This window comes from Gemmatimonadaceae bacterium, from assembly GCA_040882285.1.
Lineage (GTDB): Bacteria > Gemmatimonadota > Gemmatimonadetes > Gemmatimonadales > Gemmatimonadaceae > JACDCY01.
In genome coordinates this window covers 34,837-49,611 of sequence record JBBEBQ010000007.1, presented here as the reverse complement: position 1 = coordinate 49,611, position 14,775 = coordinate 34,837, and the positions used below count along the sequence as shown (strand labels likewise).

16 protein-coding genes are annotated in these 14,775 nt (G+C 67.4%); 7 read left to right on the top strand and 9 right to left on the bottom strand.

Annotated features, from left to right (window positions below):
* Positions 1 to 62 precede the first annotated feature (62 nt).
* The gene (locus WEA80_04305; protein ID MEX1185788.1) at positions 63 to 1,175 is read right to left on the bottom strand and encodes an NAD(P)H-binding protein; all 1,113 of its coding nucleotides are present in this window, start codon (positions 1,173 to 1,175) and stop codon (positions 63 to 65) included.
* Positions 1,176 to 1,535: 360 nt separating this feature from the next.
* Here WEA80_04305 and WEA80_04300 point away from each other — a divergent pair, with 360 nt between their 5' ends.
* From WEA80_04300 to WEA80_04285, 4 genes are read left to right on the top strand one after another with little or no spacing between them, the layout of a single operon-like run.
* Positions 1,536 to 1,949: a 6-carboxytetrahydropterin synthase gene (locus WEA80_04300; protein ID MEX1185787.1), complete on the top strand. Its 414-nt coding sequence runs from the start codon at positions 1,536 to 1,538 to the stop codon at positions 1,947 to 1,949.
* Positions 1,942 to 2,556 (top strand): GTP cyclohydrolase I FolE, encoded by a 615-nt coding sequence (folE, locus tag WEA80_04295; protein ID MEX1185786.1) that lies wholly within the window; start codon positions 1,942 to 1,944, stop codon positions 2,554 to 2,556. The genes WEA80_04300 and folE overlap by 8 nt, the downstream gene beginning before the upstream one ends.
* Before the next feature lie 2 nt (positions 2,557 to 2,558).
* Positions 2,559 to 3,263 (top strand): SDR family oxidoreductase, encoded by a 705-nt coding sequence (locus tag WEA80_04290; GenBank protein MEX1185785.1) that lies wholly within the window; start codon positions 2,559 to 2,561, stop codon positions 3,261 to 3,263.
* Positions 3,264 to 3,275: 12 nt separating this feature from the next.
* Entirely contained in the window at positions 3,276 to 3,890 is a 615-nt protein-coding gene (locus tag WEA80_04285) for a hypothetical protein (GenBank protein ID MEX1185784.1), read from the top strand.
* A 165-nt stretch (positions 3,891 to 4,055) separates the two neighbouring features.
* Here the strand turns inward: WEA80_04285 and WEA80_04280 are convergent, their stop codons facing one another.
* The 4 genes from WEA80_04280 to WEA80_04265 are packed head-to-tail and all read right to left on the bottom strand — an operon-like array spanning position 4,056 to position 7,915.
* On the bottom strand, positions 4,056 to 5,897 hold the full coding sequence (locus WEA80_04280; protein ID MEX1185783.1) for a long-chain fatty acid--CoA ligase: 1,842 nt from the start codon (positions 5,895 to 5,897) through the stop codon (positions 4,056 to 4,058).
* A 15-nt stretch (positions 5,898 to 5,912) separates the two neighbouring features.
* Positions 5,913 to 6,665 carry a hypothetical protein gene (locus tag WEA80_04275; protein ID MEX1185782.1) on the bottom strand — a complete coding sequence of 251 codons (753 nt, stop codon included), beginning with the start codon at positions 6,663 to 6,665 and terminating at the stop codon, positions 5,913 to 5,915.
* A complete protein-coding gene (locus WEA80_04270) occupies positions 6,662 to 7,429 on the bottom strand; it encodes a ParA family protein (protein ID MEX1185781.1) in 768 nt (255 codons plus the stop codon). The genes WEA80_04275 and WEA80_04270 overlap by 4 nt, the downstream gene beginning before the upstream one ends.
* Positions 7,430 to 7,915, bottom strand: a complete 486-nt coding sequence (locus WEA80_04265; GenBank protein MEX1185780.1) for a tetratricopeptide repeat protein — start codon at positions 7,913 to 7,915, stop codon at positions 7,430 to 7,432. It abuts the gene before it with no gap.
* A gap of 172 nt (positions 7,916 to 8,087) precedes the next feature.
* Between WEA80_04265 and WEA80_04260 the strand changes: the two genes are divergently transcribed.
* The gene (locus WEA80_04260; protein ID MEX1185779.1) at positions 8,088 to 8,645 is read left to right on the top strand and encodes a phosphoribosyltransferase family protein; all 558 of its coding nucleotides are present in this window, start codon (positions 8,088 to 8,090) and stop codon (positions 8,643 to 8,645) included.
* Positions 8,646 to 8,800: 155 nt separating this feature from the next.
* Here the strand turns inward: WEA80_04260 and WEA80_04255 are convergent, their stop codons facing one another.
* Genes WEA80_04255 through WEA80_04240 form a run of 4 tightly spaced genes read right to left on the bottom strand, consistent with a single transcriptional unit; the run spans position 8,801 to position 12,793 of the window.
* A complete protein-coding gene (locus tag WEA80_04255) occupies positions 8,801 to 9,337 on the bottom strand; it encodes a hypothetical protein (GenBank protein ID MEX1185778.1) in 537 nt (178 codons plus the stop codon).
* A gap of 9 nt (positions 9,338 to 9,346) precedes the next feature.
* Positions 9,347 to 11,368 carry an NAD-dependent DNA ligase LigA gene (gene ligA, locus WEA80_04250; protein ID MEX1185777.1) on the bottom strand — a complete coding sequence of 674 codons (2,022 nt, stop codon included), beginning with the start codon at positions 11,366 to 11,368 and terminating at the stop codon, positions 9,347 to 9,349.
* Positions 11,369 to 11,376: 8 nt separating this feature from the next.
* Positions 11,377 to 12,414 (bottom strand): diguanylate cyclase, encoded by a 1,038-nt coding sequence (locus WEA80_04245; GenBank protein ID MEX1185776.1) that lies wholly within the window; start codon positions 12,412 to 12,414, stop codon positions 11,377 to 11,379.
* Positions 12,404 to 12,793, bottom strand: a complete 390-nt coding sequence (locus WEA80_04240) for a response regulator (protein ID MEX1185775.1) — start codon at positions 12,791 to 12,793, stop codon at positions 12,404 to 12,406. The genes WEA80_04245 and WEA80_04240 overlap by 11 nt, the downstream gene beginning before the upstream one ends.
* 76 nt (positions 12,794 to 12,869) lie before the next feature.
* Here WEA80_04240 and WEA80_04235 point away from each other — a divergent pair, with 76 nt between their 5' ends.
* On the top strand, positions 12,870 to 13,223 hold the full coding sequence (locus WEA80_04235) for a YtxH domain-containing protein (protein ID MEX1185774.1): 354 nt from the start codon (positions 12,870 to 12,872) through the stop codon (positions 13,221 to 13,223).
* Between the two features lie 172 nt (positions 13,224 to 13,395).
* Positions 13,396 to 14,721 carry a thymidine phosphorylase gene (locus WEA80_04230; protein ID MEX1185773.1) on the top strand — a complete coding sequence of 442 codons (1,326 nt, stop codon included), beginning with the start codon at positions 13,396 to 13,398 and terminating at the stop codon, positions 14,719 to 14,721.
* Positions 14,722 to 14,775: the final 54 nt, after the last annotated feature.

The following is a 14,775-nucleotide window of genomic DNA, read 5'->3' as shown; positions in this document are numbered from 1 at the left end:
CTACAACCAACCACCGTTCAACCCAATCCTGTTGTTGTTGCGTCAGATTGCTCGCCGCAATTTCAGAACATCGACTCGATCGCGTTCCGCAGCGTAACCCGCCGCACGTACTCGATCTCCTCCGGCGCGAACGGCACCGGAGTTATCCCGAAAGTCCGCCGGAGCTCGTTGTCCGGCACCGTGTTGTCGATCGACAGCAGGTCGAGGAGTCCCGTCGTCACCGGCGGCTTCGGCACGACGCGCTGCATCAGCGCGACGACCGGACGCAGCAGCGCGACCGGCACGGACAGCAGCATGCGCTGCGTGCGCATCGCCACGAAAATCCGCTCGGTCATCTCCCGCAGCGAGAGCTCGGCCGGTCCGCCGAGGGGATACGCGCTGCCTATGGTGTCGTCACGATCGAGCGCGATGCCGACGGCGGCGGCGACGTCGCGCACGGCTATCGGCTGAAAGCGCGCGCGACCGCCCCCGGGAACGGGAAAGACGAGCGGGCTCAGCCGGATCATCCGCGCGAGCACGTTGACGAAAGCGTCCTGCGGTCCGAAGATCACGGACGGCTTGAGGGCGGTCCAGCGCAGCCCGCTGCCGCGGACGGCGTCCTCAGCCAGCCCCTTGCTGCGGAGAAACTCGTACGGCGAGCTGGACGACGCGCCGTTCTGCGACATGTAGATGAAGCGCGTGGCGCCGGCGCGCGCGGCCTGCCGCAGAAGCATTTGCGTGGCTTCCGTGTTGGTCGATTCGTAATCGTCCCCGCCGCGCTCGATCGCGATCGCGGCGAGATGAACGACGGCGGACGCTCCCTCGAGCGCCGACGCCAGCGCGCTCTCGTCCCGGACGTCGCCCACCAGCAGCTCGAGCTTCTCCTCGCCGAGCCGGGACGCGCCCTTGGCCGCGTCGCGCACGAGTGCCCGGACCTTCCACCCGCGGCGCACCAGCTCGCGGCAGGTGTGCGTACCCACGAAGCCGGCCGCGCCGGTGACCAGCACGGGCTTGCCCCGTCCGGCCGCCTGCGCCAGCGGCTGCTCCGCTACGGCGGTGGCGGAGCCGGCATCGTCGAAGTCCGCGCCCGGCCGGTAGATGCTCAGCTCCTCGGGCGCGGTGGCAGCGACGGATCGCGCAGCGCGACCCCGTAGATGAGCAGGAACACGCCGGCCGTCAGCAGGATGTGTACCCATCCGGGCGCGACCGTCGTGAAGGTTACATACGCCCAAATCACGAGCAGCAGCACCGCCGAAATCAATACCGGAATCGCGCGAGATTTCGTTTGACCTGTCCGGTCCGTAGCCGTAGCTTTCATGGTAGAATCAGGTTTGCAGTAGGGACGGAGAGCTCACTTTTTGAGCCGATAAGTCCATAGAGTGGGTTCGACAAGCTGTGTTGACGCCACGCCCCAGTGCGGGGAAGACGGAAGGCATGGTGAGGACCTCATACATTCGATTGGGCTTCAAAAAACCTCTTCGTTCCCAGTTCTCGAGCTCCGCCGGCGCCTCCCGCGTTCGGCGGAGTTTCTTTTGCGCTGATATACTACGACCAACATGCCTGGCGTGACAGTCACGCGCCGCTTGCGGTTCAATGCGGCGCATCGAGTCCACAATCCCGCGCTCTCCGACGAGGAGAACGCGGCCATCTTCGGGAAGTGCAACAACCCGAACTGGCATGGGCACAACTATATCCTGGATGTCTCCGTGGAGGGGGACATCGACGAGCGGACGGGGTACGTCCTCGACCTGAGCGCCCTCAAACAGCTGGTGGAGCGCCAGATCGTGGACAAGGTGGACCACCGTAACTTCAATCTCGACGTCGATTTCATGCGGGGCGTGATTCCGACGTCGGAGAACATCATCATCGCCTTCTGGCGCCTGCTGGTCGACCGCGTCAGCCCGGCGCGGCTGACGCGGCTCGTGCTGTGGGAGACGGAGAACAACTATGTCGAGTATACGGGTGGCTGAAAAAGCCAAGAAGCCCTGGCCGTCGGAGCCGGAGCTCGCGACCGGCGAGGTCGAGCTGGCGAACCTCGTGCGGCGGCAGCTCGAGCTGCTGGGAGAGGATCCGGCGCGTGAGGGCCTGCTCAAGACGCCCTCGCGCGTCGCCAGCTCGCTCAAATGGCTCACGCGCGGATACGAAGTGAACGTAGCGGACGTAGTGGGTGACGCGATCTTCGAGGAGAAGCACGACAACATGATCATGGTGCGCGACATCGAGGTGTACTCGCTGTGCGAGCACCACATGCTGCCGTTCTTCGGGAAGGCGCAGGTGGCGTACATCCCGAACGGCCGCATTATCGGGCTCTCCAAGCTGCCGCGCATCGTGGACGTGTTCGCGCGCCGGCTGCAGGTGCAGGAGCGCATGACCGAGGAGATCGCGCAGGCGCTCACCGACATCCTCCAGCCGCGCGGAGTCGGCGTGGTGATCGAGGCGCTGCATCTGTGCATGATGATGCGCGGGGTGCAGAAGCAGAACTCGAAGACGATCACGTCGGCGATGCACGGCGCCTTCCGCGACGACTACAAGACGCGCGACGAGTTCCTGCGGCTCGCCCACAGCAACGGCGGCTGAGGATGGCGCTGCCGCTCGCCGGCCGGACCGCGGTGGTCACCGGCGCGTCGCGCGGGATCGGCGCCGCCACCGCAAGGGCGTTGGCCAAGGCGGGCGCGCGGGTCGCGCTCATGGCCCGCACGGGCTCGCAGCTCGCCAGTCTGGCGGCCGAGACCGGCGGAATCGCCGTGCCGTGCGACCTGCGGGACCCGGCGGCCCTGCAGGCGGGCGTCGAGGCCGTGCTCGACCGGCTCGGAGCCGCGCCCGACATCGTGGTGAACAACGCGGGCGTGTTTCGCGTCGCCCCGATGGACGAGCTGCCGGCGGAAACGATCCTGGATTCGGTCGCGCTGAATCTCTCGGCGCCGCTGCTGATCGTGCGCGCGTTCCTGCCGGGGATGCGCGCGCGGAACAGCGGACACATGGTCACGATCGGCTCCATCGCCGACCGGAAGATCTTCGAGGGCAACGCCCTGTACTCGGCGACCAAGTTCGGGGCGCGCGCCATGCACGAGGTGCTGCGGGCCGAGCTGAAGGGGAGCGGGATCCGCGCGACGCTCGTCTCGCCCGGCTCGACCGACACGTCCATCTGGGACGACGCCGGCCCGGGGGATTTCCCGCCCCGGTCCGCGATGCTCACGGCGGAGTCGGTGGCGGACGCGGTGCTGTACGCGGTTACGCGGGAGCCTGAAACCAACATCGACGAGCTCCGCCTCACGCGAACGTAGGCGCGGCGCGCAATGTTCATCGAGCTGATCGATCTGCTGCGCTGCACGCGGCCGCACGAGGACAGCTGGCTCGTGGCGGCCTTCTACGAGATGCGCGAGCGGGACGTGATCGACGGGCTGCTCAGCTGCCCGGTGTGCAACGCCCGGTATCCGATAGCGCAGGGCGTCGCCTGGTTCGACGTGACGCCCGGAACGGCGAGCAACGCGGCGCGCGCGCCGGCTGACGATGGAGTGAAGGCGGCCGCGTACCTGAATCTCGTGGAGCCCGGGATAGTGCTGCTCGAGGGAGGGTGGGCCGGAGCGGCGGATTTTCTTGCCGGGTTGGGAAACACGGTCATCGCCTTCAATTCTCCCGACCTCACCGCCACCACGAGAGTGTCACGCGTGCGATGCGACGGTATCGTGCCGCTGGCGCGCGAGTGCCTGGACGGAGCCGCGCTCGACACGGCGGAGCCGGCGATGGTGGAGAGCGGAGCGCGGGCGCTGAAGAGCGGGGCTCGGATGGTGGCGCCGGCCGAAGTCGCGCTTCCCGCAAGGTTGGTCGAGCTGGCGCGCGACGACAGTCATTGGGTCGCCGCCCGGGAAGGAGGGAGCGCGAGCGCGCCGGTACAGATCGCCCGGCGATGACAGGCAATAACAACAGGGTTGGGTGACAGGTTATCGGTTTTAGTTCTAGTTAACTAGCTGGTCACGGGTCACCGGTTGTAGGTCACCAATCACCGTTCACGTCAACCAATCGGTTAACCAGAAACCAAAACCAAATTACCTGTCACCCAACCCTGCTGTTTTTGCTTACTGATTGTCGGTCGGTGCCGGCCCGGCGTACAATGCGTCGATCGTCGCCTTGTTCTTCTCCTCCACAATGTTCCGCCTGATGCTCATCTTCGGCGTGAGCTCGCCGCCGTCGATCGAGAAATCCTTCTCGACGAGCACGACCTTCTTCGGAGTCTCGTAGCGCGCGAGTCCCGCGAGCACGGTGTTCATCTCGCGCTCGTACAGCTGCTGCACGCGCCGCTCGGCGATCAATGCTCTCGGATCGGTGGACGTCAGCCCCTGCTCGCGCGCCCACTGCTCGAGGGTGTCGTAGTTCGGCACGATCAGCATGATCGGGAATTTGCGCTTGTCGCCGAGCATCACCGCCTGCGCCACGTACTTGCTCGATTTCATCCGGTGCTCGATCGGAGCCGGCGCGATGTTCTTTCCGCCCGCGGTCACGATGATGTCCTTCTTGCGTCCCGTGATCGTGAGAAAGCCCTCCTCCAGCTTGCCCAGATCGCCCGTGTGAAACCAGCCGTCCTCGGTGACCGCCGCGCGAGTCTCGTCCGGCTTCTTGTAATACCCCTGCATGATGTTGGGCCCGCGCGCCAGGATCTCTTCATCGTCGGCGATGCGGACTTCCACGCCGTCGATCGGCCGGCCGACGGTGCCGATGCGGATGTTGCCGGGTGCGTTCACCGAGATGACCGGCGAGGTTTCCGTGAGGCCGTAGCCTTCGAGCACCGGCAGCCCCGCCGAGAATAAGAACTTGTTGATCTCCGGGTTCAGCGGCGCGGCGCCGGACACGAAGAACCTGATGCGGCCGCCGACCGCGGAGTGCAGCTTGGAGAAGACCAGCTTGTGCGCCAGCAGATACCTGATCCCGAGCATGCGCCCCGGCTTGCGGCCCGCGAGGACCTCGTCGGCCCACTCCCCGCCGACCTTGCTGGCCCACAGGAATATCCGCCGCTTCAAGGCGCCGCCGGTCATCGCCTTGTCCCGCACCGACGCGACGATCTTCTCGTACAGGCGCGGCACGGCCAGCACCAGCGTCGGCTTCACCTCGAGCATGTTCCCGCGCAGCGCCTCGATCGATTCCGCGTAGGCGATGCGGATGCCGATCGACAGCATCATGTAGTGCCCCGCCATCCGCTCGAATACGTGCGACAGCGGCAGCAGGCTGAGGCAGCTGTCTTCGCCGACGAACGGCAGCACCGCTGCGGAGCCGAGCACGTTCGAGTGCAGGTTGTCGTGACTCAGCATCACACCCTTGGGGACGCCGGTCGTGCCCGCGGTGTAGATGATCGTCGCGAGATCGTCGGGGCGCGCCTGGAGCGCGTTCGCGCGGTACGCGGCGACGCTCTCCTCAGTCTCACCCTGACAGCCGTGCGCCTCCAGCTCGGCCAGCGTCATGTCGGCGTGTCCGCCGGTCGGGACGAAGCTGATCACCGTCTTCAGATCCGACAGCTCGCCGCGGATCGACTCGATCTTGCGCGCCTGCGCGGTCGTCGAGACGAAGATCGCGATGGCGCCGGCATCGCGCAGCACGTGAACCGCCTGATCGGCGGGGAGCGTGGGGTACACCGGGACGTCCACGAATCGTCCGGTCAGGCAGGCGTAGTCGGCGATGGCCCACTCGGGGCGATTCTCCGACAGCAGCGCGATCCGATCGCCCGGTCGCGCGCCGAGCGCCTCGAGTCCGCGCGCGGCGTGACGCACGCGCTCGCCGAGCTCGTGGTGGGAGATCGGAATCCAGGAGCCGTCGCGCTTGAAGCGGAGCGCGTCGGGCAGATCGCGCTCGAGCGCGGTGAAGAACAGCTCGTTGAGTGTTCCCGGCTTCGGGCACGGGCCGCCGCGTGCGAGCGTCTCTGGGCTCATCTCGGCTCTTTTGTTCTAGGGAACGCGGGGTACCACGGGAAGCACCAGCCGCAGCGGACTACCCGCTACATGCGTGCCACGGTAGCGGACGCGCGCCAGCACGACGATCGAGTCGCGCGGGCTCGTCAATCCGGCGGGGAGGAGTCTGACCTTGCGCGCCGCGACGCCCGCGGCAGACGTCGTATCCACCGCGGAAGGGCGTTGGTTGTCGCCGACGATTCGCGCGCGGACCGAGTCCGCCGGATCCTGCAACGTGAAGGTCACGATCCAGTCGCGCACGGGCACGTCGGCGGTGTCGCCGCGGTGAACGACGCGTACCGCGAGCTCGCCGGAGAGGTTCCGGGTCGTGTCGATCACCGAATAGCGCAGCGTGTCGCTCGTGCCGGAGGGACCGACCGAGTCCGGCCGCGGCACCACGCTCAGCCGGAGCGAAGGGGCCTGGAGGGATCCGACGTAAGCGACGAGCCGCGCGGACGTGTCGGCGGCGGAGCCAGCGACCAGCACGCCGGTCACGCTGTCCACTGTAACGACCGCCTCCAACGCGGCGTACCGCATGGGCGCGTCGACGATCTCCTCGTTGTCCGAGTTGAACACCATGGCGCGAAGCGGGGCCGCAACGCCGCTCGTGTCGCGCAGCGTATCGCCGGCGACGACCGCCGGGAACGGCAGCGCCGGGAACTCGATGGACGTCGCGACGTTCGGGCTGGTGTCGACGTCGGTGCATGCCGCGGCGAGCAGGCCGGCGACCAGGACGCGGACGGCGCTCACTCGAACCGTCTCACCAAGACCGATGCCAGCTGCATGTACGCGAGCGCGGCGGGATCCGCCGGCGTCCGGAGCACGACCGGCTGTCCCGCAGCGAACGCGTCGGCCGTCGCGGTCGTGCGCGGTATCGTGACGTTGAACACGAGATTCGCCGGGATATGCCGCCGCACGTAATCCACCACCCGCTCGCTCGCCGGGTTGTCCCGCTCGTGCATGGTGAGCAGCAGCCCGTCCAGCGTGAGCTTCTCGTTGACCCGCACGATGTCCTGGATCGCGCGGAGTATCTGCGGCGTTGTCTGGAGCGCGAGCGGCTCGCACTGGAGCGGCACGATCACGTGGTCGCTCCCCTCGAGCACGCGGCGGGTGACGGGACCCAGTCCCGGCGGGCTGTCCACCACCACTACCTCGCAGCGCTGCTTCGAGGTCTCGAGGAGGTCGGGGAGCACGCGCGTGTCGGAGACGAGCTGGTGGTACCGGACGTGATCCACCTCGTCGGCGACCGTTCCGGCGAGCATCACCCGCAGCCAGGGGAGCGCGGTCGGCAGGATGACGTCGCGCAGCTGGCGCGCGCCGTTGAGGTAATCGGCGAAGCCGACAGTGGGATGACCGCGGCGGAGCCCGACGCCGTACCGCACCGAGCCCTGCGGGTCCACGTCGATGATGAGGGTCTTCATCCCGCGCTTGGCGAACGCGGCCGCGAGATTCACAGCTGTGGTCGTCTTGCCTACGCCGCCCTTCTGGCTGACGACGGAGAGAACGTAACCCACCTATTCCCCGGCTTCTGCCGGCGGGACGCCGTCGTGCTCGTTCTCGCCGGCCGCGTGGCCTCCGGTCGCGTTGAGCTTGTCGAGGGTGGCGCGCGCGTGCTCTATCCAGCGCTCGGCGTCGGGACCGGTGGGTGGATCCATGAGAAACGCTTCGAGATGGTACGCCGCGTCCGCGATCGAGCCGCGCTTGAGCAGCAGGAAGGCGAGCCCGTAGTGCGAGCCGGACAGAGTCGGCTGGATCTCGAGCGCGCGCTTGTACGCGCGGATCGCTTCTTCCATCTGACCGGTCTTGGAGAAAGCGATCGCCATGTTCTGGAGCGCGCGATAGTTGTGGGGCTGATCGCGCAGGGCGAGCCGGTACGACGTCAGCGCGGCGTCGAAATCGCCCTGACGTTCGAGCGCCAGCGCTTCGCCCAGATAATCGACGCGCTGCGGCTTGGCCCCGCTTTTCGTGCCTCCGCCGGTGAGGCGGCTCCACCATGACATGGCAATTCCGAACAGTTGAAACGGCCGGTATACGGGCTTCGTGCCCGCGTTCCCGCGGGCGCTACGGCGATTCGACTTAAGCTATTGCCGGAGCGAGACATCCGCTATCGTGAGCGAAGCCTCCCGGCTAGCTTACTTAGACTCACTCAGGCGCCACGCGAAGGGATCGTCAATGTCTCCACGCCGTTATACAGTCGATCCATCCAAGGGTGTCCTCCACGTCGAGTGGCCCCTCTTCGGCGAGCTGTCGCGCGCGCTGGCCCTCAAGGTCGCGCGCAGCTACGACCCCGAGATCGTCCTCGGCGTCGCCACGGCCGGCGTCGTGCCGGGTGCTGTGGTCGCGGCGATTCTGCACCGTGAATTCCACTCGATCGTGGTGAGCCGCAGTCTGGCCGCCGAGTCGGTGCGGGAGACGCCGCAGGTTCTGTCAGCCGCACCGCCGGCGGTACGCGGCAAGCGGGTGCTGATCGTGGACGAGACGTGCGACGAGGGGGACACGATGCGGTTGGCGGTCGGAGCGGTAGTCAACGCGGGCGCGGCTGAGGTTCGAACGGCGGTGAGCTTCAAGACCGGGTCGTACGTTCCGGATTTTCACGCGCTGGAAACGGAGAGTACGATCGTGCTGCCGTGGGACCGGGAGGTCCTGGTGAACGGAGAGCTTGTGCCAAATCCTCTGTATGAGGATGCGATACAGGCTCCTGGAACATTCCAGGAGGAATCCGGGCCGTGAGCAGCGAGCTGTCAGCAGTCAGCCGTCAGGCAACTGACATTTGGACGTGTCGTTGCGGGGGCCGGCCAAATTCCAGGAACGTCCGAATCGCAGTTGCCTGACAGCTCAGAGCTGATAGCTCTCAGCTCACGGCCCGGATTCCGCCAGTCTCGCAACTAGGACCCAGCCACTATCTCCTCGTAGCTCGCCCCCGAGCTGAGTCCCGCGTATATCGCATCCACCATCTCCGGCGTGCCGATGACAAAGCGACAAGGGCCGCCTGAGCCCAGCCCGGCGCACTCCAGCTCCATGACCCCCAGCTCGTAACCCGCGAGCGCGGCGAAGAAGCCATGCAGCAGCCTGGTCGTGAGATGGCAGCCCGTCCGGTCGCTGTGCTGCCGCGCGGTCTCCCAGCACCCGCCGATGCCGACCTCGATCAGCGAGTCCGACCGCGTGGACAACGACATGTCGCCCCACCCGCACCACTCAAAGAACTCGGCGGCGCGCCGGCGGAATTCCTCGACTGGAAGGTCGGCCAGATCGTCCGTGTGCCCGTCGCTCGACCAGCGGGCGAATGCCTCGAGCAACGCACCCCCGCCCGCGTCGCCGGCGGCCCGGAGCGTCGCCATGTCGGCATCGCCGGGCAGATCGAGCAGCAGGTGTAGAACTTCGCGTGGCATCGCGACGACGCCCGGCGGTGGTCTCAGGTTCATCGTGTCTAACTATCCCTCCGACGCCACGCGCCGCAAGAGCTCGGCCTCATCCACGATCTCGACGCCGAGCGTGCGCGCCCTGTCGAGCTTGCCTCCGGCCTCCTCGCCCGCGACGACGAAGCTCGTCGCCTTCGAGACCGAGCTGGTGACGCGTCCGCCGTGCGCTTCGATGAGATCCGTGGCGGCTTTGCGGGACAGAGTCGGGAGCGTACCGGTCACCACGACGGTCTTCCCCGCGAGCGCGGTCCCCGTAACCGCGGGGCGCGGCTCGATGAAGTTGACGCCGGCGGTCCGGAGCTTCTCGATCTCTTCGCGCGCGCTCGGGTCGGCGAAGAAATCCACGACGGCCTGCGCGATGACCGAGCCTATGCCGCGGATCTTCCCGATCTCCTCGCCACCGGCCGCTGCCAGCGAGTCGAGATCGCTGAAGTGGCGCGCGAGCAGCTGTGCCGCCGCCTCTCCCACGTGACGGATGCCGAGGCCGTACAGCAGCCGCGACAGGGGCTGTGCGCGGGAGGCGCCGATCGCCTTGACGAGCGTGGCCGCGCTCTTCGCGGCGTAGCCGTCGAGCTCGAGGAGCTGCTCCGGCGTGAGCAGGTAGAGGTCCGCGGCATCGCGCACCAGGCCGGCTTCGATCAGCTGCTCGATGCGGGCGTAGGACAGCCCCCGTATGTCCATCGCGCCGCGGGACGCGAAGTGAACCAGCCCCTCGACTCTGCGCCCGGGGCAGGCCACGTTCGGGCAGTACGACAGCGCCTCGCCCTCCTCGCGGATCGCGGGCGTGTTGCAGCGCGGGCAGCGCGTCGGCATCGCCCACGGCCGCTCGGCACCGGTCCGCGCCGTGGTAACGGGCGCGATCACCTGCGGAATCACCTCGCCCGCGCGCTTTACCTGCACGCGGTCGCCCACCCGCAGATCGCGCTGCTTGACGAAGTCCTCGTTGTGCAGGGTCGCGAGCTTCACGATCGCGCCGCTGATCTCCACCGGCTCGAGCCTCGCGTAAGGATTGAGCGCGCCGGTGCGTCCGACGTTCACCTCGATCGCGACCAGGGTCGTCTCGGCGATGTCGGGCGCGAATTTCCGCGCGATTGCCCAGCGCGGCTCGCGACCGCCCACGACGCCCAGCTCCTCCTGCACGCGGAACGAGTCGACCTTCACGACGCCGCCGTCGATGGCAAAATCGAGCGACGCGCGCAGTTCGTGCTCGAGCTTGTGGGCCCATGTGAATACTTCGTCGATGGTCTTGCAGCGCCTGCGGTGCGGCGCGACCGGGACGCCCCAGCTCTCGAGCGCGTCGAGCACCTCCCACTGTGTCTGGAACGGTAGCGCGATGCCGGGGGCCGCGACGGTATAGCCGAAGAAGCGGAGCGGGCGCGACGCCGTCACCGCCGGATCGAGCTGCCGCAGCGAGCCCGCGGCGGCATTGCGCGGATTAGCGAAGAGGGAATCGCCCTCGCGCGCGCGGGCCGCGTTCATCTCCTCGAAGGCGCTGAACGGAATGTAGATCTCGCCGCGAATCTCCAGCGTCCCCGCCGGCGCGCCGGCGGCAAGCTTGAGCGGCACGTCCCGCACAGTGCGGATATTGCTCGTGACCACCTCGCCGACGGAGCCGTTCCCGCGCGTGGCGCCGTTCACCAGGATGCCGCCGGTGTAAGTGAGGCTCACGGCCGCGCCGTCGATCTTGAGCTCGGTGGTGTAGCCCGAGCGCAGCGCGTCGTCGCCGGCGAGCCGGACCAGCCGCTGCTCCCACGCGCGCAGCTCGTCGTCGTCGAAGGCGTTGCCGAGCGAGAGCATCGGCACCAGGTGCTCGTACTTGGCGAGCTGGGCCGCGGGGGGAGCGCCGACGCGCCGCGTGGGCGAGTCCGCGGTGCGCAGCTCGGGGTGCTGCTCCTCGATCCGTTGGAGCTCGCGGAACAGGCGATCGTACTCGGCATCCGCCATCCGCGGACGGTCGAGCACGTAGTACTCGTGCGACGCGCGCGTCAGCGCGTCGCGGAGCTCAGCGGCCCGGGCCGCCGGCGTCCCTGGCACTGGCGTTGTCAGCTGCCGGTATGCACCGATGCCGCGACGCCGGGGTGGGCCGGCTCGGGCGGCGTGGAATGCGCTTTGAATTCCTCACTGTCGAAACGTACCACTCTGTCGCGGCCCCGCTCCTTGGCGACGTACAGGGCATCGTCCGCGGACCGGATCAGCTGGTCGCGCGACGAGATCAGCGGGTGCGGCCAGGCCGCGACTCCGCAGCTGACCGTGCGCTTGATCCGCTCAGCCTCGTAGACGAACACGTGGTTCCCGATCTCCTCCCGGACGCGCTCGGCGAACGTCACCGCGGCGTCCAGCACCGTGCCGGGCAGAATTATCAGGAACTCCTCGCCGCCGTAGCGACCGACCCGGTCGATCTCCCGGGCCTGCTCCGATATGAGGTCGGCAAACTGGCGCAAAATGGCGTCTCCCGCCAGGTGCCCGTACGTGTCGTTGACGCTCTTGAAGTGGTCGATGTCGCACATGACGACCGAGAGGGGCTCGTGCAGGCGTAGCGAGTGCTCGAACATCTCGTGCAGCCGCTCCTCGAGGTAGCGACGGTTGTCCAGGCCGGTGAGCCCGTCCGTCTGCGATACCCGCCGGAGCCGGTCGTTCATCTCCTCCAGCTCGCGCTCCCGGCTCTCCAGATCCTCCTGCAGCCGCTTGATCCGGAGCATGGAGCGGACTCTCGCTTCCAGCTCCGCGAAGTTGATGGGTTTGGTGATGTAGTCGTCGGCGCCCGCGTCGAGCCCTTCGACGCGGTTTTCCGTGGAATCGAGCGCCGTCTGCATGATCACGGCTATGAACGGAAGGCTCTCGTCGCTCTTGATGCGGCGGACGACCTCGATGCCGCTCATCTTCGGCATCATGACGTCGAGCAGGACGAGATCCGGCGGGCTTTCCCTGATCAGATCGAGCGCCTGCTGGCCGTCGGTGGCAGTGCGTACGTAGTAGCCGCGCGCGACCAGGCGGGCGCGGAGAAGCTCTACGTTGTCTTCCTGATCGTCTACGACGAGGATCGAGTCGGCGTCCGGCGGCCGGCGTTCCTCACTGGCCATTGCTACGCCCGAGGAACCGCTGTACCTCAGCAACGACCGCGCGCGGCTCGCAGGGCTTGGCCAGATATCCGTCGCAGCCGACCTCCATTGCCTTCTCCCGGTCCGACGCCAGAGCGTGGGCGGTGAGCGCGATGATCGGTATGTGCTTCGTGTCGGGATCGTGCTTCAGGATCTGCGTGGCCTCCCACCCGTCGATGATGGGAATGCTGATGTCCATGAGTATCAGATCGGGCTTCTGGGCCCGGGCCTTGGCGATGCCTTCCTCGCCATTCAACGCTTCCGACACCTCGTAGCCGAAGTGGCGCAGTATCGTGGAATAAACGATGCGGTTGTCTTCGTTGTCCTCGACCAGAAGGACGGTCTTACCTTTCGATTCCATCAATTATCCTCGCACGGGTATTGCAAATTGGCTGCAGGAGCAAGTTCCTTACCAGCCCCAAATTTCCCGCAAACTCATGGCTGACAACGCTAACTCCCCGCGCGACGACACGGACGACGGGATGTTCGAGGTCGAGGGTCATCCGTTCAGCGAGACCAGGGACCTCGGAAAGATGGCTACAATAATCGCCGGCGTAGCCGTCGGGGCAATGATCGGCGCGGGCGCGGCGCTGCTGCTGGCGCCCGGGAGCGGCGAGGACACACGCGCGGCTATCACGCGGCGCGTACGGAAGGTGACGCGGCGGGAGCGGGGAGTCTGGAAGTCGCTGGCGCGCGCGATGGACGACGCCGCGCACGAGGTAGCCGCCCGGTCCCGCGTCCGGCGGGTGAAAGCGGAGGCGGCGGCTGCCGCGGTGAAGGCGGCGACTTAGGGCAGCAGCCGCAGGGCCGCGAAGTTGTCGGTCTCGGCCGGGGACGCCCGCTCGTAGCGCGCGAGCGCGGCTTCCGCGCGGCGATCTCTGCCGGTGTCAACGGCATCGAGGACCTAGCCCGCGCTCCCGCCGCCCGTAGCTTTTCATCCTCGCACTACCCACTGCCCAGGAAATGATCGTCACCAGAGTCATAGAGCGCAAACGCGACGGCGGACGCGTCACCCCGGAAGAGTGGCGCGCGCTGACGCGGGGCTACGCCGCCGGGACGATTCCCGATTACCAGATGGCGTCGCTGCTCATGGCGATCTTCCTGCGCGGCATGGACAAGGCGGAGACGGCCGCGCTGACCGACGCGATGATCGAGAGCGGCGCGCGGCTGGACCTGTCGCACATCCCGCTGCCGAGGATCGACAAGCACTCCACGGGCGGAGTCGGCGACAAGGTCTCTCTGCTGCTCGCGCCGCTCATCGCATCGCTGGGAGTGGCCGTGCCCATGATGTCGGGGCGTGGGCTCGGGCATACCGGCGGCACGCTCGACAAGCTCGAGTCCATTCCCGGGTTCCGGACCAAGCTCACGCTCGACGAAGTGCGCGCGCAGATCGAGCAGCTCGGCTGCGCGCTGTTCGGGCAGTCGGAGGAGATCGCGCCGGCGGACCGGAAGATGTACGCGCTGCGCAGCGCGACTTCCACGGTGGAAGCGATTCCACTGATCGCGTCGAGCATAATGAGCAAGAAGCTCGCGGAGAGCCTCACCGGGCTCGTGCTCGACGTGAAGCGCGGCTCGGGCGCGTTCATCCAGGCGACGGAGATGGAGCTGGCGAAGGCGATGATCGAGCTGGGGCACGAGCACGGCTGCCCCGTGGTGGCGCTGGCGACGGCGATGGATCGTCCGCTCGGCCGCGCGTGCGGCAACGCGTTGGAGGTGGAGGAGGCGATAGCCGGCCTGCACGACGAGGGGCCGGACGATCTGATGGAGGTGACTTACGCGCTCGGCGCGGAGATGCTGGTGCTGGCGGACGTCGCGGAGACGCATCTCGACGCGCGCGACATGATGCGGCAGGCGATCGAGTCGGGGCGCGCGGCGGAGAAGTTTCAGCGGATCATCGAGGCACAGGGTGGCAACCCGCGCATAGTGGACGATCCGGCGCTACTGCCGCAGGCGAGCGCGGTGGAGATTTTTTCCGCGGTGCACGACGGCACGGTGCACAAGGTGGAGCCGCGGACGATCGGGCATGGGCTGGTGAGTCTCGGCGCGGGGCGGGTGCGCGTGGACGACGACATCGATCCGAGCGTGGGCTTCGTGATCACGGCCAAGCCGGGGGATCAGGTGAAGAAGGGCGAGCCGCTCGCTACCGTGTTCGCGGGCGACGACGAAGGATTGCGGAAAGGGCTGGACGTGCTGGCGCGCGCGATCATCATCGGGCAGGGCCCGGCGACTGCGCTGCCACTCATCTCGCACCGCGTAACCATGAGCGGGGTGGAAGACTTGGTGGGCTGAGCAGAGGCGCTATTGGCTCTTGGCTGTTGGCTCTTAGCGAGTGTCCAGTTTTGA

What these genes read in the sequence shown, in the direction of transcription:
- WEA80_04305 (MEX1185788.1), bottom strand. Translation starts at nt 1,175, where the DNA reads ATGGGTACACATCCTGCTGACGGCCGGCGTGTTCCTGCTCATCTACGG.
- WEA80_04300 (MEX1185787.1), top strand. Translation starts at nt 1,536, where the DNA reads ATGCCTGGCGTGACAGTCACGCGCCGCTTGCGGTTCAATGCGGCGCAT.
- WEA80_04290 (MEX1185785.1), top strand. Translation starts at nt 2,559, where the DNA reads ATGGCGCTGCCGCTCGCCGGCCGGACCGCGGTGGTCACCGGCGCGTCG.
- WEA80_04285 (MEX1185784.1), top strand. Translation starts at nt 3,276, where the DNA reads ATGTTCATCGAGCTGATCGATCTGCTGCGCTGCACGCGGCCGCACGAG.
- WEA80_04280 (MEX1185783.1), bottom strand. Translation starts at nt 5,897, where the DNA reads ATGAGCCCAGAGACGCTCGCACGCGGCGGCCCGTGCCCGAAGCCGGGA.
- WEA80_04265 (MEX1185780.1), bottom strand. Translation starts at nt 7,915, where the DNA reads ATGTCATGGTGGAGCCGCCTCACCGGCGGAGGCACGAAAAGCGGGGCC.
- WEA80_04260 (MEX1185779.1), top strand. Translation starts at nt 8,088, where the DNA reads ATGTCTCCACGCCGTTATACAGTCGATCCATCCAAGGGTGTCCTCCAC.
- WEA80_04255 (MEX1185778.1), bottom strand. Translation starts at nt 9,337, where the DNA reads ATGAACCTGAGACCACCGCCGGGCGTCGTCGCGATGCCACGCGAAGTT.
- WEA80_04245 (MEX1185776.1), bottom strand. Translation starts at nt 12,414, where the DNA reads ATGGCCAGTGAGGAACGCCGGCCGCCGGACGCCGACTCGATCCTCGTC.
- WEA80_04240 (MEX1185775.1), bottom strand. Translation starts at nt 12,793, where the DNA reads ATGGAATCGAAAGGTAAGACCGTCCTTCTGGTCGAGGACAACGAAGAC.
- WEA80_04235 (MEX1185774.1), top strand. Translation starts at nt 12,870, where the DNA reads ATGGCTGACAACGCTAACTCCCCGCGCGACGACACGGACGACGGGATG.
- WEA80_04230 (MEX1185773.1), top strand. Translation starts at nt 13,396, where the DNA reads ATGATCGTCACCAGAGTCATAGAGCGCAAACGCGACGGCGGACGCGTC.